The sequence below is a fragment of the Methylopila turkensis genome, assembly GCF_027922325.1.
GTDB classification, from domain to species: Bacteria; Pseudomonadota; Alphaproteobacteria; order Rhizobiales; family Methylopilaceae; genus Methylopila; species Methylopila turkensis.
Map to the genome: position 1 here is coordinate 550,391 of NZ_BSFL01000002.1, position 21,523 is coordinate 571,913.

Sequence of the window (21,523 nt, forward strand, 5' to 3'; positions counted from 1 at the left end):
GCGCAACGCGCCGCGCCTGCTCCGATCCGGCCATGCCGAATGTCCCCGCCCGGACGCCTTCCTTGGATCAGAAGGGTCGAACAAGTGTAGAATCGGCGAAAGTGAGGAGTCGAGTCGCATGCAACCTCTACGGGTTTTCGCGCAGATCGGCGCTGCGATCCTTGGGGTTGCGATCGCCGCCGTGGCCTACGCCGCCGAGACGTCGTCATCTCCGGTCGCGATCCCGCGCTTCAGCGATCCGAAGGCGCGGCTCGAGAAGCCGGATCTGCCCGCCGGGCGCGTCGTCAAATGGGCGACGGGCGACGACTACCCGCCGTTCCATTATTCCGACGCCGACGGCCAGCCCGCCGGCTTCGCCGTCGATCTCGCCCGCGCGGTCTGCTCGGAGCTCGCCCTCGCCTGCACGCTGCAGGCGTGGCGCTGGGACGCGCTGCTCGACACGCTCGACAGGCGCCAGTCGGACGTGATCCTCGCGATGGTCAAGCCGACGCCCGAACTGCGCGCGCGGTTCGCGATGACGGAGCGGATTCACCAGACGCCGGCCCGCTTCGTGGCGCGCCGCGACAAGGCGATCGCGTCGACCGCCGCCGAGGCGCTGAAGGGGCGCTCCGTCGCCGTGGTGACGGGCTCGTCGCATGAAGCCTTCCTCAAGGCGTTTTTTCCGGGCGCCGAGCTGAAGACCTTCGAGCGCGCCGCGGACGCGCAGTCCGCCGTCCGGAACGGCGAGGCCGATCTGGCGTTCGGCGACGCCGCCGCCCTCGCCTTCTGGCTGAATGGCGCGGCGTCCGAGAACTGCTGCGCCTTCGTCGGCGGCGCTTACGCGGAGAGCCGCTACTTCGGCGAGGGCGTCGGAGCGATGCTGCGCCCGAACGACGACCGGCTGCGCCAGGCGATCGATTTCGCCCTGCAGCGGCTCGACGAGAACGGCGTCTACGCCGAGATCTACCTCCGCCACTTTCCCGTGGGACTGTGGTGACATCGCCTTCGATTGACGCGCAGGCGGACGGTTTCTAGTTTCCGCCCTCTTCTACCCTTACGCCTGCAGGCATCATGACCGTCCCTGACGCATTCGCCCTTGTCGAATCCGCGCTCGCATCGACCGCCTGGCCGTTCGAGGAGGCGCGCAAGATCGTCGAGCGGCTGAAGCGCAAGCCCAAGGACGGCCCGGTGCTGTTCGAGACCGGCTATGGCCCGTCCGGCCTGCCGCACATCGGCACCTTCGGCGAGGTGGCCCGCACCACTATGGTGCGGCACGCCTTCCGCACGCTGACCGAGGACAGGATTCCGACCCGGCTGCTGTGCTTCTCCGACGACATGGATGGCATGCGCAAGGTGCCGGAGAACGTGCCGGACCCGGCCGCGCTGACGCCGTATCTGCAGATGCCGCTGACCTCGGTGCCGAACCCGTTCGGCGGCGACTATCCGAGCTTCGGCCACCACAACAACGCCATGCTGCGGCGGTTCCTCGACACCTTCGGCTTCGACTACGAGTTCGCCTCCGCCACCGACTACTACACGTCCGGCAAGCTCGACGCCGTGCTGCTGCGGGCGGCGGAGCGCTACGACGCCATCATGGAGGTGATGCTGCCGACGCTCGGCGAGGAGCGGCGCGCCACCTATTCGCCCTTCCTGCCGATCTCGCCCGTCTCGGGCCGCGTGCTCTACGTGCCGCTGAAGGAGGTGAATGCCAAGGACGGGACGATCACCTTCACGGACGAGGACGGCGTGGACAAGACGCTGCCGGTCACCGGCGGCAAGGTGAAACTGCAGTGGAAGCCGGATTTCGGCGCCCGCTGGGCCGCGCTCGACGCCGACTTCGAGATGTTCGGCAAGGACCACCAGACCAACGCGCCGATCTACGACCGGATCTGCGAGATCCTGGGCGGCGTCGCGCCCGAGCATTTCGTCTATGAGCTGTTCCTCGACGAGAACGGCCAGAAGATCTCAAAGTCCAAGGGCAACGGCCTCACCATCGACGAGTGGCTGACCTACGCCAGCCCCGAGAGCCTCGCGCTCTACATGTTCCAGTCGCCCCGCTCGGCGAAGAAGCTGCACTTCGACGTCATTCCGAAGGCGGTCGACGAGTATTACAACTTCCTCGCGCGCTACGAGGCGCAGGACTGGAAGACCCGGCTCGGCAATCCGGTGTGGCACATCCATTCCGGCAAGCCGCCGGCGAACGACATGCCGGTGTCCTTCGGACTGCTGCTGAAGCTCGCCTCCGCCGCCAACGCCGAGGACAAGGCCGTGCTGTGGCGCATGATCCGGCGCTACGCGCCGGGCGTCACCGCCGAGACCCATCCCGATCTCGACCGGCTGGCGGGCTACGCCGTGCGCTACTTCATCGACCGGGTGAAGCCGCGCCGCGCCTTCCGCCTCGCCGACGAGGTGGAGGCGGACGCGCTCGCGAAGCTCGACTCGGGGCTCGCCGCCCTGCCCGCTGACGCGGACACCGCGGCCATCCAGGACGTGGTGCTCGACGTCGCGCGGCCGATCGAGCGCTATCAGGACAAGAAGCGCAAGGGCCCGGACGGCGGCCCCGGCGTCTCCTTCGCCTGGTTCAGCGCGCTCTACGAGCTGCTGCTGGGCGAGAAGGAAGGCCCGCGCTTCGGAACCTTCGTCGCGGCCTATGGCGTTGACGAGACGCGCGCCCTGATCCGTCGCGCGCTCGCCGGCGAACTGGCGCAGGCGGCCTGAGAGCGGGAGAACACCTATGTCCTATGGTTCGTCAGGCGTCTCGCGCTTCCTCGGCGGTTCGCCGCTCGGTGTGCTGCTGCGCCTGCTGCTGCTGTGCGTGATCGTCGGGCTGGTGCTGGACCAGCTCGACCTCGACGTCTTCCGCCTGCTCGACTACGCGATCGACGTGGTGCGCGATCTGCTCGCAAACAGCGCCGACCTGCTCAGGGCGCTGCTGCGCTACCTGATCATCGGCGCGGCGGTCGTCATCCCGGTATGGCTGATCCTGCGCGTGCTCAAGATCGGCTCCGGCCGGACCTGACGCGTCACGCCTCCGGCCCCGCCGCCGCGACCGCCGCGGCGTCGCGGCCGACGAGCGGAGCGAGCGATCCGGCGCCCTCGGCGGCGATCGCCTCGTTCAGGTCGGCGAGAATCCGCCCGATCAGCGCCGGGCCTTCGAACACCAGCGCGCTGTAGAGCTCGATCAGCGTCGCGCCGGCGCGGATCTTCGCGACCGCGTCGGCTCCGGACGCGATGCCGCCGACGCCGACGAGCGGAATGCGGCCTTCCACACGCTGGAAGGTCTCGGCCAGCATCCAGGTCGCGCGGCGGAACAGCGGCGCGCCGGACAGGCCGCCCGCCTCCTTCGCCGCGGACGAGCGCAGGGTGGCCGGCCGGTCGAGCGTGGTGTTCGATACAATAAGCCCGTCGAGACCCCGGCCGAACGCGACCTCGACCACGTCGTCGAGGCCGTGCAGGTCGAGATCGGGCGCGATCTTCAGCAGAACCGGGCGCCGCCGCGCGCCGCGCGCCACCGCCGCGTTCCGCGCGTCGAGCGCCCGGGCGACAAGGTCGTCGAGCGCGGCGCGCGCCTGAAGGTCGCGCAGGCCCGGCGTGTTGGGCGACGACACGTTGATCGTGAAGAAGGACGCCACCTCCGCGAAGGTTTCGACGCCCTGCGCGTAGTCGGCGGCGCGGTCGGCGGCGTCCTTGTTGGCGCCGACATTGACGCCGACGATCCCCGGCCGGCCGCGGCGGCGTTCGAGCCGCGCCAGCGCCGCCGCGGCGCCGTCATTGTTGAACCCCATGCGGTTGACGACCGCCTTGTCCTCGCCGAGCCGGAACAGCCGAGGGCGCGGATTGCCCGGCTGCGGCTTCGGCGTGACCGAGCCGATCTCCACGAAGCCGAAGCCGAGGCTGAGCAGAGCGTCCGGCGCCTTGGCGTCCTTGTCGAAGCCGGCGGCGAGGCCGACGGGATTCGGAAACAGCATCCCGAACGCTTCCGTCGCGAGACGCGGATCGCAGGCCGGCGGTCGCATGAGCGGCATCCGCTCGAGCGCGGCGAGCGTGGCCCGGTGGGCGGTCTCGGCGTCGAGCGCGTGCAGCGCAAGCCGCGCGAGCGGCCAGAGCGGGCCGATCATGCGCCCTCTCCCGCCGACAGCTCCGGCGGGAACGCATGCGCGCCGTCCGGTCCGAGGGGCAGCTCCTCGACCCACAGCACGGCCGACAGCGGAAGCGGCGCGTAGAGATGCGGGAACAGAGCCCCGCCGCGCGACGGCTCCCATTTCAACGCCGGGCCGAGCGCCTCGGCGTCGACCGCGACCAGCACGAGATCCGTCTGCCCGACGAAATGCTTCGCGGCGGTCTCGCGCGCTTGGGGACCCGTCGAAAAATGGATGTAGCCGTCCGCGACATCGACCGGCGCGCCGTCGAAGCGCCCGACCCGCTCAGCGTCCCGCCAAAGGTCCGCGGACGCGATTTTGTAGATCGTTGGGGCGGGCATGGCGGCGAACTCGTACTGTCATGAAGCGCGGAACGCAGACCTATCCGGCGCGTTTGACACTGGAAAGCGCGCCCGAAGGCCTAAAGCGGCCGGCCCCGCCATGCAAGGCGTGAAGAAAAGCAAGAAAATCATGGACAGGCCGTCCATGAGGTACTAATTCCTATTGGAGCGGCGTTCCGCTCGCCATGAAAGGTGGGAGAGACAGGATGCTCGGGCACGGCCAGATCTGGTCCGCGATCGACGCGCTCGCCGCGAAGAACGGGCTGTCCGCCTCCGGCCTCGCGCGCAGAGCGGGGCTCGACCCCACCACGTTCAACCGTTCCAAACGCATCGCGAGTGACGGCCGGCCGCGTTGGCCGTCCACGGAATCGATCGCGAAAGCGCTCGACGCCACCACGACCGATCTCGACGCCTTCATGACGCTGCTGACGGACGGCGCGCCGCGGCAGCGCAAGCGCGTCCCGCTGATCGGCCTCGCGCAGGCCGGCGAAGGCGGCTATTTCGACGACGCCGGCCTGCCGACCGGCCAGGGCTGGGACGAGATCGAGTTTCCGGACGTCGACCGCGAACAGGTCTACGCCGTCGAAATCCAGGGCGACAGCATGGACCCGGTCTTCCGCGACGGCGACGTCGTGCTGGTCGCGCCGGGCTCGCCCGTCCGCCGCGGCGACCGCGTGGTGCTGCGGACGACCGAGGGCGAGGTGCTCGCCAAGGAGCTGGCCCGCACCTCCGCCAAGCAGATCGAGCTGCGGTCGCTCAACCCCGCGCACCCGGACCGCACGATCCCCGCCTCGCAGGTGGCGTGGATGGCCCGCGTCGTCTGGGCGAGCCAGTAAGCCTCAACTCCCCGCCGCGGCCTCGCGTTCGTCGATCAGCCTCTCGAGGCTTTCGAGCCGATCCGCCTCGTGGGGCGGCTTGTCCCAGCGGATGCGGGCGACCCGCGGAAACCGCATCGCGACGCCGGACTTGTGGCGCGCCGACTTCGCGATCCCTTCGAAGGCGATCTCCAGCACCAGCCCGATCGCCTCGGTGTGCGTCACCTCGCGCACCGGACCGAAGCGGTTGGTGGTGTTCTTGCGCACGAACCGGTCGAGCTCGACCAGCTCCTCGTCCGTGAAGCCGAAATAGGCTTTGCCCACGGGCGTAAGCCGCGGGCCCTCGACGTCCTCGGTCCAGACCCCGAAGGTGAAGTCGGAATAGAACGACGAGCGCCGGCCGTGGCCGCGCTGGGCGTACATCAGCACGGCGTCGACCGTCATCGGGTCGTGCTTCCACTTGAACCACAGGCCCTTGGGCCGGCCGACGACGTAGGGGCTGTCGCGGCGCTTCACCATCAGCCCCTCGACGGCGGCCGCGTCCGCGCCGGCGCCGGCGCCGGCTGGATCGAGGCGGGCGGCGGCGAGCCCGTCCCAGTCGTCGAACGGCACCAGCGGGGACAGGTCCATGCGCGGGCATGCGGCGCGCGCCACGAAGGCCTCCAGCCGTTTGCGGCGCTCGACGAAAGACAGCCCGCGCAGGTCCTCATCGCCGTTGAACAGCAGGTCGTAGGCGCGGATGTGGGCGGGAAACTCGGCGGTCAGCTTCGGCGTCACCGCCTTGCGGTTCAGCCGCTGCTGCAGGACGTTGAAGGTTTGGACCCGCCCCTCGCGCAGGATCAGGAGCTCGCCGTCGATCGCGCCGTCGAAGGTCAGCGCGTCGAGCAGGTCGGGGAACGCGGCCGAGACGTCCTCGCCGGAGCGGCTCCACAGCCGCGCCACGTGGCGACCGTCCGCGTCGCGGCCGGCGGACGCCTGAACGCGGATGCCGTCCCACTTCCACTCCGCCGCAAACTCCGCCGGGTCGAAGGCCCGGAAATTGGCGTCCTCCAGCGGATGCGCGAGCATCGGCGGGCGGAACGGCGCGGGGTCCTCGGCGTTCGGGCGCTCGGCGCGGCCCTCGACCCAGGCGAACAGCGCGTCGTAGGGCGGCTCCAGCCCCGGCCAGACCAGCTCGACATCGTCAGGCTTGATGTCCTCGCCCAACGCCGCGACCGCCGTCTTGGCGAGCCGGGCGGAGGCACCGATACGAAGTGAGCCGGTGATGAGCTTCAGCAGCGCCCAACGCCCGGTCTCGTCCAGCGCGTCGAGCCACTGGGCCAGGCGCTTCGGCAGGTCGAGCTTGGCGGTCGAGGTCAGCCCCTCGACGATCTCGGACAGCGGCGGCGCGCGGTTGGCGCGCGTTTCGCCGGGCCACATCAGCGCGACGGTCTCGGCGAGGTCGCCGACGTAGTCGTAGGACATGGCGAACAGTTCGGGGTCCGCGCGCTCCATGATCAGGCCGCGGATCAGTCCGGCCTTGGCGTGCCGGAACGACAGCGCGCCGGTGATCGCGGCCAGCGCCCAGCCGCGCTCGGGGTCCGGCGTCTCGCGGAAATAGTCCGACATCAGCCGCACCTTGGCGTTGCGGCGCGGCTCGTAGGACAGGCGATCGAGCAGGAAGGCGAAGCGGTTCATGGCGTCGCGCCCTTCAGAAAGAAACGCGTCATGCCTCGGCTTGTCCGGGGCACCCAGATTTCGGACGCGCGCGACGGCCCGCGGGCGATGCGCCGGCGCGAGCCGCGACGGGCTGGATGCCCTGGACAAGCCGGGGCTTGACGGCGCGTTTTATGCTGGAGGCGAACGCTAAATACTGGCGGCGTCTTTTCGTCTCGCCAAGACCCGGCGATGTTGCCGCTATGGAACGGCGGTTCTTCGTCTACATCCTCGCCAGCGACCGGATGGGCACGCTCTATGTCGGCGTGACCAGCAATCTGGTGCGCCGGACATGGCAGCATCGCGAGCACGTCGTCGACGGCTTCACGGCTCGGTACGGCGTCACGAAACTTGTCTATTTCGAGATTCACGCCACAGCCGAAGCCGCGATCCATCGCGAAAAGCGACTGAAGCACTGGCCGAGGGACTGGAAGCTCAACCTGATTGAGCGCGACAATCCGACGTGGAACGATCTGTTCGACCCGATCGCGTCCTTCTGACCTCCCCAGTCCCAGAACCAAGCTCGTCATGCCCCGGCTTGTCCGGGGCATCCAGGTTTCGAACGCGCGCGGCGGTGGGCAAGCGATGCGCCGGCGCGGTCGGTTGCGGGCTGGATGCCCCGGACAAGCCGGGGCATGACGGCGTGCTTTACGCTTGAGCATGAGCGCTCTCGCCACCCTCCGCCGCCGGCTCGTCCGCCTCGCCCTCGTCGCCGTAGCCGACGAGCCTGAGCGGGCGCGCCTTCAGCCCGGAGGTGCCGCACCAGTGCACCAGCGCGTCCTCCTCGCCGTGGGTGACCCAGATCTCGCCCGCGCCGGTGTCGAGGATCGTCCGGCGCAGGTCGTCCCAGTCGGCGTGGTCGGAGACGACCAGCGGCAGCTCGACGCCCTTCTGGCGCGCCCGCGCGCGCACCCGCATCCAGCCTGAGGCCGCGACCGTCACCGGATCCGGGAACTTGCGCGCCCAAAGCTCGCGCAGCGCCGAGGGCGGGCAGAGCACGATCGCGCCGGCGAGCTCCTTGCGGTCGGCGGCCTTGACCTGCACGGTCTCGCCCAGGTCGATCCCGAGATCGCGGTAGGTCTCCGTCACCCGCACCATGGCGCCGTGGAGGTGGATCGGCCGGTCCCAGCCGGCGAGCCGCAGCAGCTTCATCAGCCGCTGCGCCTTGCCCAGCGAATAGGCCCCGACGAGATGGGCTCGGTCCGGGAACAGCTCCACGCTGTCGATCAGCTTCGCGACCTCGTCGCTCGCGTCGGGATGGCGGAACACCGGAAGCCCGAAGGTCGCCTCGCTCACGAACAGGTCGCAGGGGACCACCTCGAACGGCGCCGCGGTCGGATCTTCCTGCCGCTTGTAGTCGCCGGAGACGACGGCCCGGAACCCTTTCCACTCGAACAGGATCTGCGCCGCCCCCAGCACGTGGCCGGCGGGGTGGAAGCTGACGGTGACGTCGCCGATCTTCGTCCGGGCTCCGTAGGGCGCCGGCTGGCGCGTGGCGCAGAACGCTTCGCCGTAGCGCGCCGCCATGATGGCGAGCGTCTCCGGCGTCGCCATCACCGCGTCGTTGCCGGGCCGGGCGTGGTCGGCGTGGCCGTGGGTGACGAGCGCGCGGGCGACCGGCCGCATCGGGTCGATGTGGCAGTCGGCCGGCGGGCAGTAGAGCCCTTGCGGGGTGGGGACGAGCAGGTCTTCGGGGCGCATGCCCAGAGACAGATAAGCCGCGCGCGGCCGGAAAACAGACGGCGGCTCAGCCGTAGCGGCGCGCGGCCTCCAGCGTGAGGCCGAGGCCGACGGAGCCGAACACGTCGCCCTCCACCGGCCGCGCCGCCGGAACGGCGCCCAGGATCGCGCCGCGCACATGGGGGATGCGGGTGGAGCCACCGGTGAGGAACACCGCGTCGATCCGCTCCGGGCCGACGCCGGCGGCCGCGAGGCAGCGGCCGATGCGCTCCGTGATCTTCGCCGTCAGCGCGCCGGTGTGGGCGACGAAGCGCTCGCGCCGCACCGCCGCGGCGAGCCTCGGCTCGGCCCAGCCGAGCGGCACGGCGGTCTCCTCCGTCTCCGACAGCCTGATCTTGGCGCCCTCGACCTCGGCCGCGATCCCGTGCCCGCCCTCGCTCTCGATCACCCGGATCAGCCGGTCGAGCAGCTCCGGCCGGGCCGCCTCGCGCCGCGTCTCGCGGATCTGGCGCACGACGCGGCCGTCGTAGAGCTTGTTGATGCTCGACCAGGTCGCGAGCTCGTGGAACCAGCTCGACGGCGCCTCCAGCTCGCGGCGCTTCATCGGCGAGCGGAAGCCGAGCAGCGGCATGACCTCGCCGAGGCTCAAGCGGCGGTCGAAATCGACGCCGCCGACGCGCACGCCGTCGTTCGCCAGGATGTCGGCCGCCCGGTCGTCGCGGCCGCGCCGGTCCGGCGACAGCCGCACCACCGTGAAGTCCGAGGTGCCGCCGCCGATGTCGGCGATCAGCGCCAGTTCCTCGGCCGCCACGCTGCGCTCGTAGTCGAGCGCGGCCGCAACCGGCTCGTACTGGAACGACACCTCGCGAAAACCGACCGACTGCGCGATCTCGCGCAGCGTGGCTTCCGCGCGCGCGTCGCCCTCGTCGTCGCCGTCGACGAAATGCACCGGCCGGCCGTGGACGACCGCGTCGAGCGACGCGCCGGTCGCGGCCTCGGCGCGGCGCTTCACGATCGCGAGGTAGCTCGCGATCACGTCGCGGAACTTCACGCGGTCGCGGCCGACCTGGGTCGCCTCGTCGATCAGCGAGGTCCCGAGCACGGATTTGAGGCCGCGCATCAGCCGGCCGGGCTCGCCGTCGAGATAGGCGCTCATGGCGGCGCGCCCGACTTTGGCCGCGGCGGTCGGCGCAAAGAAGATCGCGCTCGGCAGCGTGACCTCCTCGCCCTCGAGCCGCGCAAGCTCGGCCCCCAAGGCTTGGGCCCCCAAGGCTTCGGCTCCCTCGGCGCGGGCGAGCCCGAGCGTGGTGTTGGACGTGCCGAAATCGAGGCCGCAGGCGGTCATGGGAAAAGTCGGGGCTCTGGACGAAGGGCGCGTCTTCTATCCGCCCCGCCGGCCGGCGTCCATGCCGGGGGGGGCCGGTCAGCTATGGGCGGCGGGCTCAGGTGAGGAGCGCGTTATCGCCGCCTAGCGAGGCGCCCGATCGGAACGCGCCGCGTCGTCGTAGCCCGGCGCGAGCGCGGAGGCCGCACGCTCCCGTTTGTGCGCTGCGCGCGGAGAGCAAAGGCTTGGAAATCGCCAAGCGTGTCGTGGATCGGCTCGCCGTCATCCACGCTGACGAGGCCGCGCATTGGGATGCGCCCGCTCCGGCTGGTCCGTGAAGCGCATCAATCGCTCTGAGGCGTTCAGCTTCGACGGCGCGTGCGCCAATCGGCGCCAAAAGCTACTTCTCACGCCTGCGCCACATGGTGACCGGCCAGCACCACGACGTCTCGCCGCGCCACCTCAGCCAGTACGCCCACGAGGCGGGTTGGAGGAAGATCACCGCCGGATGGACAACGGCGCTCTGGCGTTCCGCTCGCTCGGGCTGCGGCTTGCGCACGGCGTCAGCAGCAATCGGGCGGGCTACTGGAAGCGGGCGTCTGCGTAACACCCACAAGATGTAGTGTGTCGACTGGGGGATGAAGCGGTGCGACAACTTGACTCACGGACTGAATTCCGCAGAGTCCGATTCGGCACGGAAACCCGGCCGGGGGTCATCACCCCCCGGACCGGGCCCGTGCCGAAACCGCAAGGGCCCTGTCGGGCTTGCGGCGCGACGCCTTAACAGGTGCACCCTGCGTGCACAGCGCTTGTGCTGTCAAGTTCTGGCGGGGCCTCCAACCCAGGAGGCCTTCATGGCTGGAACCGCACGCCTACCCTCATATCGACTGACCTTCGACGACGCTGTAACCGTCTGGCTTCGCTACTGGAATGGCGAATTTCAGAACCGCATTGCCGCGTCGTTCGACACGAATCCCGGCCGCGTTAATGAGGTTTTGAAAGAGCGTTCTCATGTTGGAAGTCGGCAGGTCGCCGCTGAAAAGCGAAGGGCCGCCTAATGAGCGCGGATCAAAAGACCGTCCTTTGCGGCAAGTGCAAGATCGGCCTCGAAGGCCCGACTGATCCGAAACCCGAGAGTGTGTTTTCCTGCCCGCGTTGCGGGGAGGGCGACAAACTCAAAAACATCCACAGGATTGTTGGCGAGTTTGTCAAAGAGGAGACGGCTCGCCACTTCCAGCAGAAACTGCGAGACGTGGCTCGGAGGAGCAAATTCCTCCAATTCAAGGGTAATACGATCCCAAAACGCAGTCACCGCTTCGTGGTCGATCTCAAGCTCTAGCATCGAACATCCTCGGCGGGCGGCTTAGGTCGCCCGCCACTCCCGAGCACCTTTCCGCTTCTCCCCTGCGAGCAGACCGCCCCGCTTCACCTGCATCGTCAGCGCCTGCACGATCTTGAACGCGCTCGTCTTGCGCAGATCGTTGTCGGACGCAAAGCCCTTCGCCGCCATGACCCTGTGAGACAGCTCGCGCGTGTCGAGCGGGCCGCGTTCCGCCAGCGCCGCCGACCGGCGTCCATGCTGGGGTGGGTGGGTCAGCCCCATAGGCCGCGGGCTCGATGAAGCGCTCGCCGCAAACGCGCCGTCATGCTTCCTCGTCATCCTCGGGCTTGACCCGAGGATCCATCGGGCGCGGACGCGCCCGGGAAGATGGATGCTGAGGGTCCAAGTCCGAGCATAACGGGCAGCAAGGCTGAAAACCGGGGGCGGCATCCGCCCCCGCGCCCTCACCCCCCGATCTTCGCCATGATCTCGTCGGAGATCTCGTAGTTACCCCAGACGTTCTGGACGTCGTCGTCGTCGTCGAAGGCGTCGAGCATCTTCAGCAGCGAGGCGGCCTTGTCCTCGTCGAGGGCGGTGGTGGTCGAGGGCCGCCACACGATCTTGGTGCTCTCGGCCTCGCCGAGCGCGGCCTCGAGCGCCTTGGAGACCTCGTTCAGGTCCTCGAAGGCGCAGGTGACGACGTGGTTCTCGTCGTCGGACTCCACGTCCTCGGCGCCGGCCTCGATCGCGGCTTCCAGCACCGCGTCGGCGGAGCCGGCCTTGGCGGGATAGACGATCTCGCCGACGCGGTTGAACATGAAGCCGACCGAGCCGCTTTCGCCCATCGCCCCGCCGGCCTTGGTGAAGTAGGAGCGCACGGCGGCGGCGGTGCGGTTGCGGTTGTCGGTCAGCGCCTCGACGATGATGGCGACGCCGCCGGGGCCGTAGCCCTCGTAGCGCACCTCTTCGTAATTGTCGGCGTCGCCGCCGGCCGCCTTGTTGATGGCGCGCTGGATGTTGTCCTTCGGCATGGACTGCGCCTTGGCGGCGGCGACCGCGAGCCGGAGGCGCGGGTTCATGGCCGGGTCCGGCAGGCCGGCCTTGGCGGCCACCGTGATCTCGCGCCCGAGCTTCGAGAACAGCTTGGCCCGCACCGCGTCCTGGCGGCCCTTGCGGTGCATGATGTTCTTGAACTGTGAATGCCCGGCCATGTTCGCTCCGACGTCGTTCCGGGAACGTCGCTCCGCCGCCGCGCTCGCGCGACGCTCCGGCGGACGGCCGCTCCAATCCCTGAGGTGGGCGGCGTTATATGATTCTCACGCGCCTGAGGGAAGACCGTCAGCCGGCGGCCGCGAAGGCGCCGGCGACATCCTCGGCCGTGACCTCGACCGTGGGCTTCAGAAGCTTCACGGCTTGCGTCTTCCGGCCGACGCGCATGACGAGCACCACCGTCTCCGCGCCGCCGCAGGCGGGGTCGCCGCAGTCGATCTCGCTGACCGTCACGGCGTCGTCCTCGCCGAGCGCGAGCGCGGCGCGCACCAGCCCCGCGACCCGGCGCGAGGCCTCGGCGCGGCCGGGATTTTCAACCTTGGCTTTGAAGAACAGCGGCATGACGGAGGGGAGATAAGCTCAGGCCGCGTCCCGGCGCCAGAGGGGGAAGGGATCGGGCAGGCCGGGATAGGCCGCCCAGTCCGGCGCGGCCTCGTCGCGGCCCACGAGCGCGGCCTCCAGCGCGGCGCGGAGCGGCGCCTCGTCGAGCCCCACGCCGATGAACACGAGCTCCTGCCGGCGGTCGCCCCAGCCCTCGGCCCAGCGCGCGCCGAGCCAGCCGCGCCATTCCTCGTGCTCCGGCCAGTCGCGGCGCGGGACCGCGGCCCACCACGTCCCCGCGCCCTCGGTGCGGCAGATCGCGCCCGCGAGCGACATCTCGCCGGCCCAGTCCGGCCGCGTCGCGAGCCAGAAATGCCCCTTGGCGCGCACCAGCCCCGGCCAGGTCCGCTTCAGGATCGCGTCGAACCGCTGGGGGTGGAACGGCCGGCGGGCGCGGAACACGAAGCTCGACACGCCGTATTCCTCGGTCTCGGGCACGTGGTCGCGGAAACCGAACAGCTCCTTCGCCCACATCGGGTTGCGGCGGGCGCGCTCGAAGTCGAACCTCCCGGTCCCGAGAATCTTCGACAGCGCCACGCGCCCGAAATCGGCGTCGACGATCTCGGCGTCGCCGTTCAGCGCGCGGACGACGCCGCGCACGCTCGCGCGGGTCGCGGCGTCCACGGCCGACGCCTTGTTCAGCACCACCACGTCGGCGAACTCGATCTGCTCCACCAGCAGGTCGACGAGCCTGCGCTCGTCGCCCTCCCCCGCCGTCTCGCCGCGGTCGCCGAGGAAGTCGCGGCTGCCGTAGTCCTTCAGCAGGTTGGCGGCGTCGACCACCGTCACCATCGTGTCGAGCCGGGCGACGTCCGACAGCGAGACGCCGTCCTCGTCGCGGAAGTCAAAGGTGGCGGCCACCGGCAGCGGCTCGGAGATTCCGGTGGATTCGATCACCAGATGGTCGAAGCGCCCTTCCTCCGCGAGGCGGCGCACCTCGGTCAGGAGATCGTCGCGCAGCGTGCAGCAGATGCAGCCGTTGGTCATCTCGACCAGCTTCTCCTCGGAGCGCGACAGATCCGAGCCGCCGCGCACGAGGTCGGCGTCGATGTTCACCTCGGACATGTCGTTGACGATCACCGCGACCCGGCGGCCCTCGCGGTTGGCGAGGATGTGGTTCAGGAGCGTCGTCTTGCCGGCGCCGAGGAAGCCGGAAAGCACGGTGACGGGCAGGCGAGCGTCGGGCATGGCGGCGCGATCCATGTTTAAATGTTATAACATAACATATCAAGACGAGACCGCGCGGACAACCCTTGCGCCGCCGCGCAAACCGTCGCGGCAGGCCGGCGCGAAGGCGGCCGGTCGGCCTGCACCCACGAAAACAGTCGCGCTCGGGCGTCTCGCCTGCTAGACGCGCAACCGTTCCGCCCGCCTGCAACAGTCCCCGCGTGCCTGCCCGATGTCGCCTCTGGTCCCGATCCCGCCGAGCCTGCTCGACCGCTTCGAAGCGGCCGGCTTCGCGCGCGCCGAGCCTTCGATCCTGCAGCCGGCGGAGCCCTTCCTGCATGTGATGGGCGAAGGCCTGCGCGCGCGGATGTTCCTGACGAGCGATGGCGACGGCCGCGACCTGTGCCTCCGGCCGGACTTCACCATCCCGATCGCGCTCGGCCACATCGCGGGCGGCGATCCCGCGCGGGCGGCGTCCTACTACTACGCCGGCCCGATCTTCCGTCACCGTCGCGGCGGCGGCGGCGAGAGCGCGCAGGCCGGCGTCGAGAGTTTTGGCCGGGCCGACGCAATCGCGGCCGAGACCGAGATCCTCGCGCTCGCGCTCGAGGCCTCCGCCCTGCTCAGCGAACCCGCGCCGATCATCCGGCTGGGCGACCTCGCGCTGATCGCGGCGGCCGTCGAGGCGCTCGACGCGGCCCCCGCCTTCCGGCGGCGGCTGAAGCGCGAGATCACTTATGGCGAAAGCCTCGACGCGCTGTCCGCTGCGACGCCGGCGCAGGCGGCGCGGGCCGGCCACGCCGGCCTGTTCGCGGCGCTCGACGCCGCCGGCCCGGAGGCGGCGCGCGCCGTGATCGAGGACGTGCTGTCGCTCGCCGGCATCGCCGCCGTCGGCGGCCGCACGCCGGCCGAGATCGCCGACCGCTTCATCGAGCAGAACGCCGCCGGCGGCGCCGCGGGCCTCTCCGCCGGAGAGCGCAGGGCGCTGACCGACGTGCTCGCCGTCGACGCCGACGCGCGCTCGGCGGTGGAGCGGCTGCGGCGCCTCGCCGACGGCGGGCTCGCGATCGGCCCGGCCGTGGAGCGGCTCGGGAGCCGGATCGAGGCCTTCGCGGCGGCGGGCCTCCCGGTCGAGCGCATGCGCTTCGCGAGCCGTTTCGGCCGCAAGCTCGACTACTACACCGGCCTCGTGTTCGAGCTCGGCCGCGACGGCGGCGACGGGCCGCTCGCCGGCGGCGGGCGCTATGACGGGCTGCTCGGCGCGCTTGGCGCCGCGCCTGCGCCGGGCGTCGGCTTCTCGCTCTGGCTCGACCGTTTCCCCGGAGCCGCGCGATGACCGGTCCGTTGATCCTCGCCGTGCCCTCCAAGGGCCGCCTGCAGGAGAACGCGCAGGCGTTCTTCGCCCGCGCCGGCCTCAACTTCGTGCGGGCGAACGGCGCGCGCGAGTACCGCGGCGCGATCGCCGACCTGCCGGACGTCGAGATCGCCTATCTGTCGGCCTCCGACATCGCCGGCCAGCTCGCGAGCGGCGCGGCCCATCTCGGCGTCACCGGCGAAGACCTGATCCGCGAGCAGATCCCCGACGCCGCCGGCCGCGTGAAGCTGCTGCAGCCTCTCGGCTTCGGCTACGCCGACGTGGTGGTGGCGGCGCCGAAGGCCTGGATCGACGTCCGCACCATGGCCGACCTTGACGACGTCGCCGCCGACATGCAGCGCCGCCACGGCCGGCGGCTGCGCGTCGCGACCAAGTACCTCAACCTGACGCGCGGTTTCTTCGCCTGGACCGAGCCCGGCGGCGGACGGGCGCGCACCAGCGTCTCAAACTACCGGATCGTGGAGAGCCTCGGCGCGACCGAGGGCGCGCCGGCCGCAGGCGCCGCCGACGTGGTGGTGGACATCACCACCACCGGCGCGACGCTCGCCGCGAACGCGCTCAAGGTGCTCGACGACGGCGTCATCCTGCGCAGCCAGGCGCAGCTCGTGGCGAGCCTCGGCGCGGACTGGAGCGTGGCCACCCGCGCGGCCGCCCGCACCATCCTCACGCGCATCGCGGCTGAGGTGCGCGCGCGCTCGATCCGCGAGGTGCGCGCCCGCTTCGACGCCGGCGTGGAACGTGTGCTGATCGACGTCGCCGCCCGCTTCGACGCCCGCGCGCCGTTCGGGCCGCCGGGGCCGGGCGCGCCGCTGGTGCTGCACGCGCCGAAGAAGGCGTTGTTTCCGCTGGTCGAGGCGCTCGCCGCCGCGGGCGCCGGCACGGTCACCGTCGCGACGCTCGAAGACGTGTTCGAGCCGAACCCGCCTCTGGTGGCGAGCCTGTTCGACGCGATCGGCGGAAAATAAAAAGGCGGAGCCGCTTCGGGGGGTAGCGGCTCCGCCTCTGTCCAGGCGCTTCGGTCGGGGGGTCCGAAGGCCGGATCAAAAAGCTCTTCTCGAGCTTTCGGACGGAAAACGCGGACCTCGGCTCCCGGTTCCCGGCCCGCGCAAAAAAATGCGCAGCCGTCGTCCGGACGGCCGATCAGGTCGGCGGCGGCGCCGCGCCGAGATGGCGTTCCAGGAAGGCGATGGTGCGGTCCCAGGCGAGATCCGCCGCCTTCTTGTTGTAGCGGGCGGGATTGGCGTCGTTGTTGAACGCGTGGTCCGCGCCCTCGTAGATGAACAGCTCGAACGGCTTGTCCGCGGCCTCGAGCGCCTTCCGGAAGGCCGGCACGCCCGCGTTCACCCGCTCGTCGAGGCCCGCGTATTGCAGCAGCAGCGGGGCCTTCACCTCCGCCGCCTGCTCGTCGGGCAGCGTCGGGCCGTAATAGGACACCGCGGCCTTCAGTTCGGACGAGGCCGCGGCGAGCCGGTTCGCCATGCCGCCGCCCCAGCAGAAGCCAACGGCGCCGACCGAGCCGTTCGCCTCCGGATGCTGCTGGAGGAAGGACACGGCCGCGACCAGCATGGCGGTCGCCTTCGCGGGATCGAGCCCGCCGATCAGCTCGCGCGCGGCGTCCTCATCCTCCGGCGTGCCCCCGACCGGCGACAGCAGATCGACGCCGAACACCATGAAGCCCGAGACGGCGAGCCGGCGGCAGACGTCCTGAATGTGCGGATTGAGGCCGCGGTTCTCGTGGATGACGACGACCGCCGGCCGCCGGCGCCCCTCGGCCGATCCGCGGGCGAGCAGGCCCTTCACCGGGCCGTCCGGACCGGCGTAGGTCGCGTTCTCGATCTTCAGCCGGCGGTCGTCCGGCGCGACGATGGCGGCGCGGGCGTAGTCGTTCGACAGCGCCGACAGCAGCGCCTGCGCCGCGGCCGTCGAGCCGGCGAGCGCGGTCAGCCGCGCCATGAAACCGCGACGGTCGAGCTCGCCATGGGTGAAGCGATCGTAGAGCGCGATCGCGCTTCGGTCCGGTCTCGGCGTCATCAACGTCCTCGGGACTTGGCTCCCGCGCCGAAGCGGCGGGGGAAGCCCCGGAGACTACACGCTGCGGCGCGCGAAAACCGCCCTCACTCAGAAGTCATCGCGGCGGCTGCACCGCCCGCGCCACCGCCTCGAACTCGGCGCGTCGGGCGTCGAAGTCGGCCCGCGCCGCCACGCAGACCAGCGTGGTCCGGCCCTTCGGCGTGTCGAGCAGCACGAGATAGGAGCGCGCGTCAGGCGCCTGGGTCTCGCCCTCCGCGGCCTTGATGTCGCCGATCACCGCGGCCCCGGCGAGCCCGCCCTGCTCGAACGGATCGACCGAGGCCACGTCGTAGTAGAGCGCGAGCGTCGCCTTGATCAGGTCGGTCCACTCCGGCTTGGCGGTGAAGGCGTTGATCTCCTCCTGCGTCAGGCCCGCGTTCTGCGGGCTCGCCTGGAAGCCGACCCGGCAGCCGGGCTCGTCCGCGCCCGCCTTCTTGACGTTGAAGGCCGCGGCGTAGCGCTGCCCGCCGTCGATCTTCTCGGCGGAGTAGCCTGCCGGCGGATCGATCGTGAGCCCGCTCGGCTCGTCGCGCACCGGCTCGGCCGCCGCCGCGAACGGAAGGATCGCGAGCGCGACGAGGCAGGCGATCGGGGTTCTGACGGTCATTCCGGGCCCTCGCTCGCGCCCCATTATAGGATGAAGCGACGACGGAAGCGGGCCGATCGTGGCGACTTGAAGACATTTCCGCACGAGGACGGTCGCGGGAAGCCGGACCAAAGGACCGGAGCGAGCGCGCCGAGCCTTCTCGACCGCGCGACCTCCGGTCGACGCCGCCGGCCCGCCGCCCGAGACGTCTCCGCTCGGCGCGAACGCCAAGCCGCCCCGCCGAAACTTGCGTCACTTCTCCGTCATCAAGCTTAACTAAAGGTTTCGTCAGGAAGCGCGAGTTTTAGGCGCGGAGACCTGCCGACGAGCATCGCGACATCTTGGCCGTTCCGCGTCTCGCGCGGCGCGGAACGCGAACTCCGGCTTTTTTCAGACTGGGGCGCGTTCGATGCAGCAAGTCGACATCTTCACGCAGATCATCGTTCCAGTGATCGGGGGCCTGGGCATCTTCATGCTCGGGCTCGAATTCATGTCGAACGGCATCCAGTCGCTCGCGGTCAACAAGATGCGCGCGCTGCTCGCGAAATTCGCCGGGACCCCCGCGAAGGGCGTGGTCGCCGGCACCTTCATTACCGGCATTATCCAGTCCTCCACCGCCATGACGGTGATGGTCGTCGGCCTCGTCAACGCCGGCGTCGTCGGTCTTCGTCCCGCGATCTCCGTGATCATGGGCGCCAACATCGGCACGACGCTCGGCAACGGCTTGATCGCCCTGCCGCTCGGGCCGCTCGGCCTGCTGTTCGCCGGCCTTTTCGCGCTGCTCTACATCTTCGCCAAGACGGACAAGCTGAAGAACATCGCGCTCGCCTGCATCGGCTTCTCGCTGATCTTCTATGGTCTCAACCTGATGACCGGCGGCCTGAAGCCGCTGCGCAACATGCCCGAGATCATGGCGGTGATCTCGGCGCTGACGGCCGACACCTATGTGAACCTTCTCTATTGCGTGCTGATCGCGGCCGGCGTCACCGCCATGATCCACTCGTCCTCGGCGACGATCGGCATCGTCATGGGCCTCGGCGCCGCCGGCATCATCGACTGGAAGACCGCCGTCGCCTTTTCGCTCGGCGCGGATCTCGGCACGACCGTCACGTCCTGGCTCGCCTCGCTCAACCTGTCGAAGAACGCCAAGCGCGCGGCCTACGCCCACATCTCTTTCAACATCATCGGGGTGATGGTCACCATACCCCTGTTCTTCGTCTCGATGGACGTCCTGACCTGGGTGATGCAGTGGTTCGGCGGCGATCCGGGAACGCCGGTCGTGGTCAACGGCAAGGAGACGTTCCCGCTGGTGCCGGTGGCGATCGGCCTCTACTCGACCTTCTTCAACATCTTCAACGTTCTCCTGCTCTACCCCTTCGTCGGCGTGTTCGAGCGGTTGCTGATGAAGGTCGGCGCCTCCTCGCTCGACGACGTCGAGGACTATTCGGTCCCGCGGCATCTGACGGCCGAGGCGGCGGGCGCTCCGGAGACCGCGGTGCCGGCGATCCTGCGCGAGAACGAGCGCTACCTCGAGGCGGCGATGAAGTTCCTCGACATCGCCCGCGGCCGGGACGACGCGCCCGACAAGGTCGAGGAGCATCACGCCCAGATGGACGTGCTCAACCGCGAGATTCGCGCCTACACCTCCGGCTTGTTCAAGGCGGAGATGCCCTACGAGCGCGCCGACCTCGTCGCGAGCCTGATCGAGGAGGAGGACCACACCGCGAGCCTCGGTCAGGCGCTTTACCAGATCGCCCGCCGCGTCGAGCGACAGCCTTTCGGGGAGACGGGACGCCCGCTTGTGGACCGGATGCTCGATCAGGTGGCGGACGCGCTGCGCGTGGTCGCCAATCCGGCCGAGGCGCGCCGCGACAACCTCTCGGCCGAGGCCGCGCCGCGCGTCGCGGCGCTCAACGAACTGCGGTCGGAGGCGCTTCGTCTCAACGGCTCGCTGCCCTGGGTGGAGCGGGGCGCGATCCTCGCTCTGCTCGGCAGCGCGGAGCGGGCCTACTTCCTGATCGAGCGGATCGACGCCGAGCGGCGGTCCGTCTCGCGGGTCGTGCCCGTCGAGGCGCCGGCGCCGCGTGAGGTCGGCGGCTTCGACGCCGCGCCCGTCCCGGCCTGAGGCCACGCGAACGCCGGCTTTCGGGCCGGCGCTCGCCGTCATGCCCGGACAACGCCGGGCGTGACGGCGGGACAGGGTACAGACCGCCAGAACGCCCGGAGAAGCCGCATGATCCGCCAAACATCGCACCGGGCGCCCGCCCGCCTCGCGCTCGCCGCCGTCGCGCTCGCCGGCGCGATGCTCGCCGCCGCCCCGGGTCTCGCGCAAAGCGTGACCGGTTCGGGCTCGACTCTCGTCCAGCCGCTGCTGAACCGCTGGAACCAGGACCATCTCCGATCGCAGTGGACGGCCGAATCCCAGCCGTCTGGAGGTCTCGACTACGAGGCCGTCGGGTCGCAGGCGGGCGTGATGCGGATCAGGGCCCGCGCGGTCGATTTCGGCGCGACCGAGGTTCCCCTCTCGCCGGAAGAGGTCAAGGAATATCGTGTCGCGCAGTTTCCGGTGGCGGTCGCGGGCGTCGCGGCGGCGGTCAATCTAACGGGCGTCGCGCCGGGCGCGCTGCAGCTCACCGGCGAGGTTCTCGCGGACATCTATCTCGGGAAGGTCACGACCTGGTCGGACCCTGCGATCAGGGCGCTCAATCCGGGGCTGAACCTGCCGGACGCCGACATCCGCCCGGTGCGGCGCTCCGACGGATCGGGCACGACCTTCGCCTTCACGAGCTATCTCGCCAGGATCAGCGAGCGCTGGAGGCCGGTCGGCGCCGGCCAGACTGTCGAATGGCCGGTCGGACGGCCCGCGAGGGGGAACGGCGGCGTCGCCGAGATGATCGCGCGGACCCCGAACTCGATCGGCTATCTCGATCTGGCCGCCGCGCGCCGCGCCGGCCTCGCCGTCGCCGCGCTCCGCAACGCCGCCGGCGCGTTCGTGACGCCGGGCCCGGACGGGTTTCGGGCGGCGGCCGCGAAAGCCGGCTGGAGCGGAGCGAACGATTTTGGCGTGTCGCTGATCGACGTCGCGGGCGAAGGCGCCTACCCCATCGTCGTCACGACATTCGTGGTCGTGCCCGACACCCGACCGGTCGCGACCGCCACGGCCGCCGCCCTCGCCTTCTTCAACTGGGGTTTTGAAAGGGGCGCCGACGCCGCCTCGGAGCTCGGCTACGTGCCGCTGCCGCCCGAGACGGTCGACGCGGTCCGCGGCTACTGGCGCGACCGGCTCGGCGTCGCGCCCGCAATCGACCCCGGCGCCGGCTGACGCTGCAGGCCGGACGAAGACCCATGCCGGCGAAAGGCTTCTGATCCTGCGACGTTTCG

At 70.3% G+C, this 21,523-nt stretch carries 22 protein-coding genes and 1 pseudogene; 11 read left to right on the plus strand and 12 right to left on the minus strand.

Translation table 11 applies throughout. The features are described 5' to 3' along the window. Window positions 1-118: 118 nt before the first annotated feature. The 3 genes from PKE78_RS09305 to PKE78_RS09315 all read left to right on the plus strand — a co-directional run bounded on the left by PKE78_RS09305 (window position 119) and on the right by PKE78_RS09315 (window position 2,998). A complete protein-coding gene (locus PKE78_RS09305; RefSeq protein ID WP_271200591.1) occupies window positions 119-976 on the plus strand; it encodes a transporter substrate-binding domain-containing protein in 858 nt (285 codons plus the stop codon). A 74-nt stretch (window positions 977-1,050) separates the two neighbouring features. Then, complete coding sequence (locus tag PKE78_RS09310; RefSeq protein ID WP_271200592.1) at window positions 1,051-2,697, plus strand: lysine--tRNA ligase; 1,647 nt, start codon at window positions 1,051-1,053, stop codon at window positions 2,695-2,697. Between the two features lie 16 nt (window positions 2,698-2,713). Continuing rightward, the gene (locus PKE78_RS09315; protein WP_271200593.1) at window positions 2,714-2,998 is read left to right on the plus strand and encodes a DUF6460 domain-containing protein; all 285 of its coding nucleotides are present in this window, start codon (window positions 2,714-2,716) and stop codon (window positions 2,996-2,998) included. A gap of 4 nt (window positions 2,999-3,002) precedes the next feature. On the opposite strand, the gene PKE78_RS09320 is transcribed toward PKE78_RS09315, so the two are convergent. Both PKE78_RS09320 and PKE78_RS09325 read right to left on the minus strand, forming a co-directional pair. Next, window positions 3,003-4,097, minus strand: a complete 1,095-nt coding sequence (locus tag PKE78_RS09320) for a quinone-dependent dihydroorotate dehydrogenase (RefSeq protein WP_271200594.1) — start codon at window positions 4,095-4,097, stop codon at window positions 3,003-3,005. Continuing rightward, window positions 4,094-4,459 (minus strand): DUF952 domain-containing protein, encoded by a 366-nt coding sequence (locus tag PKE78_RS09325; RefSeq protein ID WP_271200595.1) that lies wholly within the window; start codon window positions 4,457-4,459, stop codon window positions 4,094-4,096. Before PKE78_RS09325 ends, PKE78_RS09320 begins: the two co-directional genes overlap by 4 nt. A 206-nt stretch (window positions 4,460-4,665) precedes the next feature. On the opposite strand from PKE78_RS09325, the gene PKE78_RS09330 reads away from it, so the two are divergent. Continuing rightward, window positions 4,666-5,295 carry a S24 family peptidase gene (locus PKE78_RS09330; RefSeq protein ID WP_271200596.1) on the plus strand — a complete coding sequence of 210 codons (630 nt, stop codon included), beginning with the start codon at window positions 4,666-4,668 and terminating at the stop codon, window positions 5,293-5,295. A gap of 3 nt (window positions 5,296-5,298) precedes the next feature. Here PKE78_RS09330 and PKE78_RS09335 read toward each other — a convergent pair whose 3' ends face one another. Next, on the minus strand, window positions 5,299-6,951 hold the full coding sequence (locus tag PKE78_RS09335; protein ID WP_271200597.1) for a cisplatin damage response ATP-dependent DNA ligase: 1,653 nt from the start codon (window positions 6,949-6,951) through the stop codon (window positions 5,299-5,301). Window positions 6,952-7,172: 221 nt separating this feature from the next. Between PKE78_RS09335 and PKE78_RS09340 the strand changes: the two genes are divergently transcribed. Then, window positions 7,173-7,469, plus strand: a complete 297-nt coding sequence (locus tag PKE78_RS09340) for a GIY-YIG nuclease family protein (RefSeq protein ID WP_271200598.1) — start codon at window positions 7,173-7,175, stop codon at window positions 7,467-7,469. A gap of 148 nt (window positions 7,470-7,617) precedes the next feature. On the opposite strand, the gene PKE78_RS09345 is transcribed toward PKE78_RS09340, so the two are convergent. Both PKE78_RS09345 and PKE78_RS09350 read right to left on the minus strand, forming a co-directional pair. Further along, on the minus strand, window positions 7,618-8,670 hold the full coding sequence (locus tag PKE78_RS09345) for a ligase-associated DNA damage response exonuclease (protein WP_271200599.1): 1,053 nt from the start codon (window positions 8,668-8,670) through the stop codon (window positions 7,618-7,620). A gap of 46 nt (window positions 8,671-8,716) precedes the next feature. Next, a complete protein-coding gene (locus PKE78_RS09350; protein WP_271200600.1) occupies window positions 8,717-9,994 on the minus strand; it encodes an Hsp70 family protein in 1,278 nt (425 codons plus the stop codon). Window positions 9,995-10,111: 117 nt separating this feature from the next. On the opposite strand from PKE78_RS09350, the pseudogene PKE78_RS09355 reads away from it, so the two are divergent. Both PKE78_RS09355 and PKE78_RS09360 read left to right on the plus strand, forming a co-directional pair. Continuing rightward, window positions 10,112-10,580, plus strand: a pseudogene (locus PKE78_RS09355) (transposase); the annotation flags it as partial. Between the two features lie 247 nt (window positions 10,581-10,827). After that, window positions 10,828-11,031, plus strand: coding sequence for a hypothetical protein (locus tag PKE78_RS09360; protein ID WP_271200601.1), 204 nt, complete (start codon window positions 10,828-10,830; stop codon window positions 11,029-11,031). Here PKE78_RS09360 and PKE78_RS09365 read toward each other — a convergent pair. The 5 genes from PKE78_RS09365 to zigA form a co-directional block, all read right to left on the minus strand. Continuing rightward, a complete protein-coding gene (locus PKE78_RS09365) occupies window positions 11,028-11,315 on the minus strand; it encodes a hypothetical protein (protein WP_271200602.1) in 288 nt (95 codons plus the stop codon). The two genes, PKE78_RS09360 and PKE78_RS09365, sit on opposite strands and share 4 nt — an antisense overlap. Before the next feature lie 21 nt (window positions 11,316-11,336). Continuing rightward, a complete protein-coding gene (locus PKE78_RS09370) occupies window positions 11,337-11,576 on the minus strand; it encodes a hypothetical protein (protein WP_271200603.1) in 240 nt (79 codons plus the stop codon). A 182-nt stretch (window positions 11,577-11,758) separates the two neighbouring features. After that, the gene (locus PKE78_RS09375) at window positions 11,759-12,505 is read right to left on the minus strand and encodes a YebC/PmpR family DNA-binding transcriptional regulator (protein ID WP_271200604.1); all 747 of its coding nucleotides are present in this window, start codon (window positions 12,503-12,505) and stop codon (window positions 11,759-11,761) included. Between the two features lie 127 nt (window positions 12,506-12,632). Then, window positions 12,633-12,905 carry a hypothetical protein gene (locus tag PKE78_RS09380; RefSeq protein ID WP_271200605.1) on the minus strand — a complete coding sequence of 91 codons (273 nt, stop codon included), beginning with the start codon at window positions 12,903-12,905 and terminating at the stop codon, window positions 12,633-12,635. An 18-nt stretch (window positions 12,906-12,923) separates the two neighbouring features. Next, window positions 12,924-14,132 (minus strand): zinc metallochaperone GTPase ZigA, encoded by a 1,209-nt coding sequence (gene zigA / locus PKE78_RS09385; RefSeq protein ID WP_271200606.1) that lies wholly within the window; start codon window positions 14,130-14,132, stop codon window positions 12,924-12,926. Between the two features lie 211 nt (window positions 14,133-14,343). Here zigA and PKE78_RS09390 point away from each other — a divergent pair, with 211 nt between their 5' ends. Continuing rightward, window positions 14,344-15,447, plus strand: a complete 1,104-nt coding sequence (locus tag PKE78_RS09390; RefSeq protein WP_271200607.1) for an ATP phosphoribosyltransferase regulatory subunit — start codon at window positions 14,344-14,346, stop codon at window positions 15,445-15,447. Further along, window positions 15,444-16,451, plus strand: coding sequence for an ATP phosphoribosyltransferase (gene hisG / locus PKE78_RS09395; protein WP_271200608.1), 1,008 nt, complete (start codon window positions 15,444-15,446; stop codon window positions 16,449-16,451). Before PKE78_RS09390 ends, hisG begins: the two co-directional genes overlap by 4 nt. 175 nt (window positions 16,452-16,626) lie before the next feature. Here the strand turns inward: hisG and PKE78_RS09400 are convergent, their stop codons facing one another. Both PKE78_RS09400 and PKE78_RS09405 read right to left on the minus strand, forming a co-directional pair. After that, window positions 16,627-17,517 (minus strand): dienelactone hydrolase family protein, encoded by an 891-nt coding sequence (locus PKE78_RS09400; protein ID WP_271200609.1) that lies wholly within the window; start codon window positions 17,515-17,517, stop codon window positions 16,627-16,629. 94 nt (window positions 17,518-17,611) lie between these two features. Beyond that, window positions 17,612-18,163 (minus strand): hypothetical protein, encoded by a 552-nt coding sequence (locus tag PKE78_RS09405; RefSeq protein WP_271200610.1) that lies wholly within the window; start codon window positions 18,161-18,163, stop codon window positions 17,612-17,614. Window positions 18,164-18,551: 388 nt separating this feature from the next. Between PKE78_RS09405 and PKE78_RS09410 the strand changes: the two genes are divergently transcribed. Both PKE78_RS09410 and pstS read left to right on the plus strand, forming a co-directional pair. Further along, a complete protein-coding gene (locus PKE78_RS09410; RefSeq protein WP_271200611.1) occupies window positions 18,552-20,267 on the plus strand; it encodes a Na/Pi cotransporter family protein in 1,716 nt (571 codons plus the stop codon). Window positions 20,268-20,375: 108 nt separating this feature from the next. Further along, window positions 20,376-21,464, plus strand: coding sequence for a phosphate ABC transporter substrate-binding protein PstS (gene pstS / locus PKE78_RS09415; protein ID WP_271200612.1), 1,089 nt, complete (start codon window positions 20,376-20,378; stop codon window positions 21,462-21,464). The last annotated feature ends 59 nt before the right edge of the window (window positions 21,465-21,523 follow it).

Bases quoted from the DNA above. Each gene is read 5' to 3' on its own strand.
- pstS (WP_271200612.1), top strand. From the start codon at position 20,376: ATGATCCGCCAAACATCGCACCGGGCGCCCGCCCGCCTCGCGCTCGCC.
- PKE78_RS09360 (WP_271200601.1), top strand. From the start codon at position 10,828: ATGGCTGGAACCGCACGCCTACCCTCATATCGACTGACCTTCGACGAC.
- PKE78_RS09380 (WP_271200605.1), bottom strand. From the start codon at position 12,905: ATGCCGCTGTTCTTCAAAGCCAAGGTTGAAAATCCCGGCCGCGCCGAG.
- PKE78_RS09350 (WP_271200600.1), bottom strand. From the start codon at position 9,994: ATGACCGCCTGCGGCCTCGATTTCGGCACGTCCAACACCACGCTCGGG.
- PKE78_RS09310 (WP_271200592.1), top strand. From the start codon at position 1,051: ATGACCGTCCCTGACGCATTCGCCCTTGTCGAATCCGCGCTCGCATCG.
- PKE78_RS09410 (WP_271200611.1), top strand. From the start codon at position 18,552: ATGCAGCAAGTCGACATCTTCACGCAGATCATCGTTCCAGTGATCGGG.
- PKE78_RS09340 (WP_271200598.1), top strand. From the start codon at position 7,173: ATGGAACGGCGGTTCTTCGTCTACATCCTCGCCAGCGACCGGATGGGC.
- PKE78_RS09405 (WP_271200610.1), bottom strand. From the start codon at position 18,163: ATGACCGTCAGAACCCCGATCGCCTGCCTCGTCGCGCTCGCGATCCTT.
- PKE78_RS09370 (WP_271200603.1), bottom strand. From the start codon at position 11,576: ATGGGGCTGACCCACCCACCCCAGCATGGACGCCGGTCGGCGGCGCTG.
- zigA (WP_271200606.1), bottom strand. From the start codon at position 14,132: ATGCCCGACGCTCGCCTGCCCGTCACCGTGCTTTCCGGCTTCCTCGGC.
- PKE78_RS09335 (WP_271200597.1), bottom strand. From the start codon at position 6,951: ATGAACCGCTTCGCCTTCCTGCTCGATCGCCTGTCCTACGAGCCGCGC.
- PKE78_RS09305 (WP_271200591.1), top strand. From the start codon at position 119: ATGCAACCTCTACGGGTTTTCGCGCAGATCGGCGCTGCGATCCTTGGG.
- PKE78_RS09315 (WP_271200593.1), top strand. From the start codon at position 2,714: ATGTCCTATGGTTCGTCAGGCGTCTCGCGCTTCCTCGGCGGTTCGCCG.
- PKE78_RS09365 (WP_271200602.1), bottom strand. From the start codon at position 11,315: ATGCTAGAGCTTGAGATCGACCACGAAGCGGTGACTGCGTTTTGGGAT.
- PKE78_RS09320 (WP_271200594.1), bottom strand. From the start codon at position 4,097: ATGATCGGCCCGCTCTGGCCGCTCGCGCGGCTTGCGCTGCACGCGCTC.
- PKE78_RS09345 (WP_271200599.1), bottom strand. From the start codon at position 8,670: ATGCGCCCCGAAGACCTGCTCGTCCCCACCCCGCAAGGGCTCTACTGC.
- PKE78_RS09325 (WP_271200595.1), bottom strand. From the start codon at position 4,459: ATGCCCGCCCCAACGATCTACAAAATCGCGTCCGCGGACCTTTGGCGG.
- PKE78_RS09400 (WP_271200609.1), bottom strand. From the start codon at position 17,517: ATGACGCCGAGACCGGACCGAAGCGCGATCGCGCTCTACGATCGCTTC.
- PKE78_RS09330 (WP_271200596.1), top strand. From the start codon at position 4,666: ATGCTCGGGCACGGCCAGATCTGGTCCGCGATCGACGCGCTCGCCGCG.
- hisG (WP_271200608.1), top strand. From the start codon at position 15,444: ATGACCGGTCCGTTGATCCTCGCCGTGCCCTCCAAGGGCCGCCTGCAG.
- PKE78_RS09390 (WP_271200607.1), top strand. From the start codon at position 14,344: ATGTCGCCTCTGGTCCCGATCCCGCCGAGCCTGCTCGACCGCTTCGAA.
- PKE78_RS09375 (WP_271200604.1), bottom strand. From the start codon at position 12,505: ATGGCCGGGCATTCACAGTTCAAGAACATCATGCACCGCAAGGGCCGC.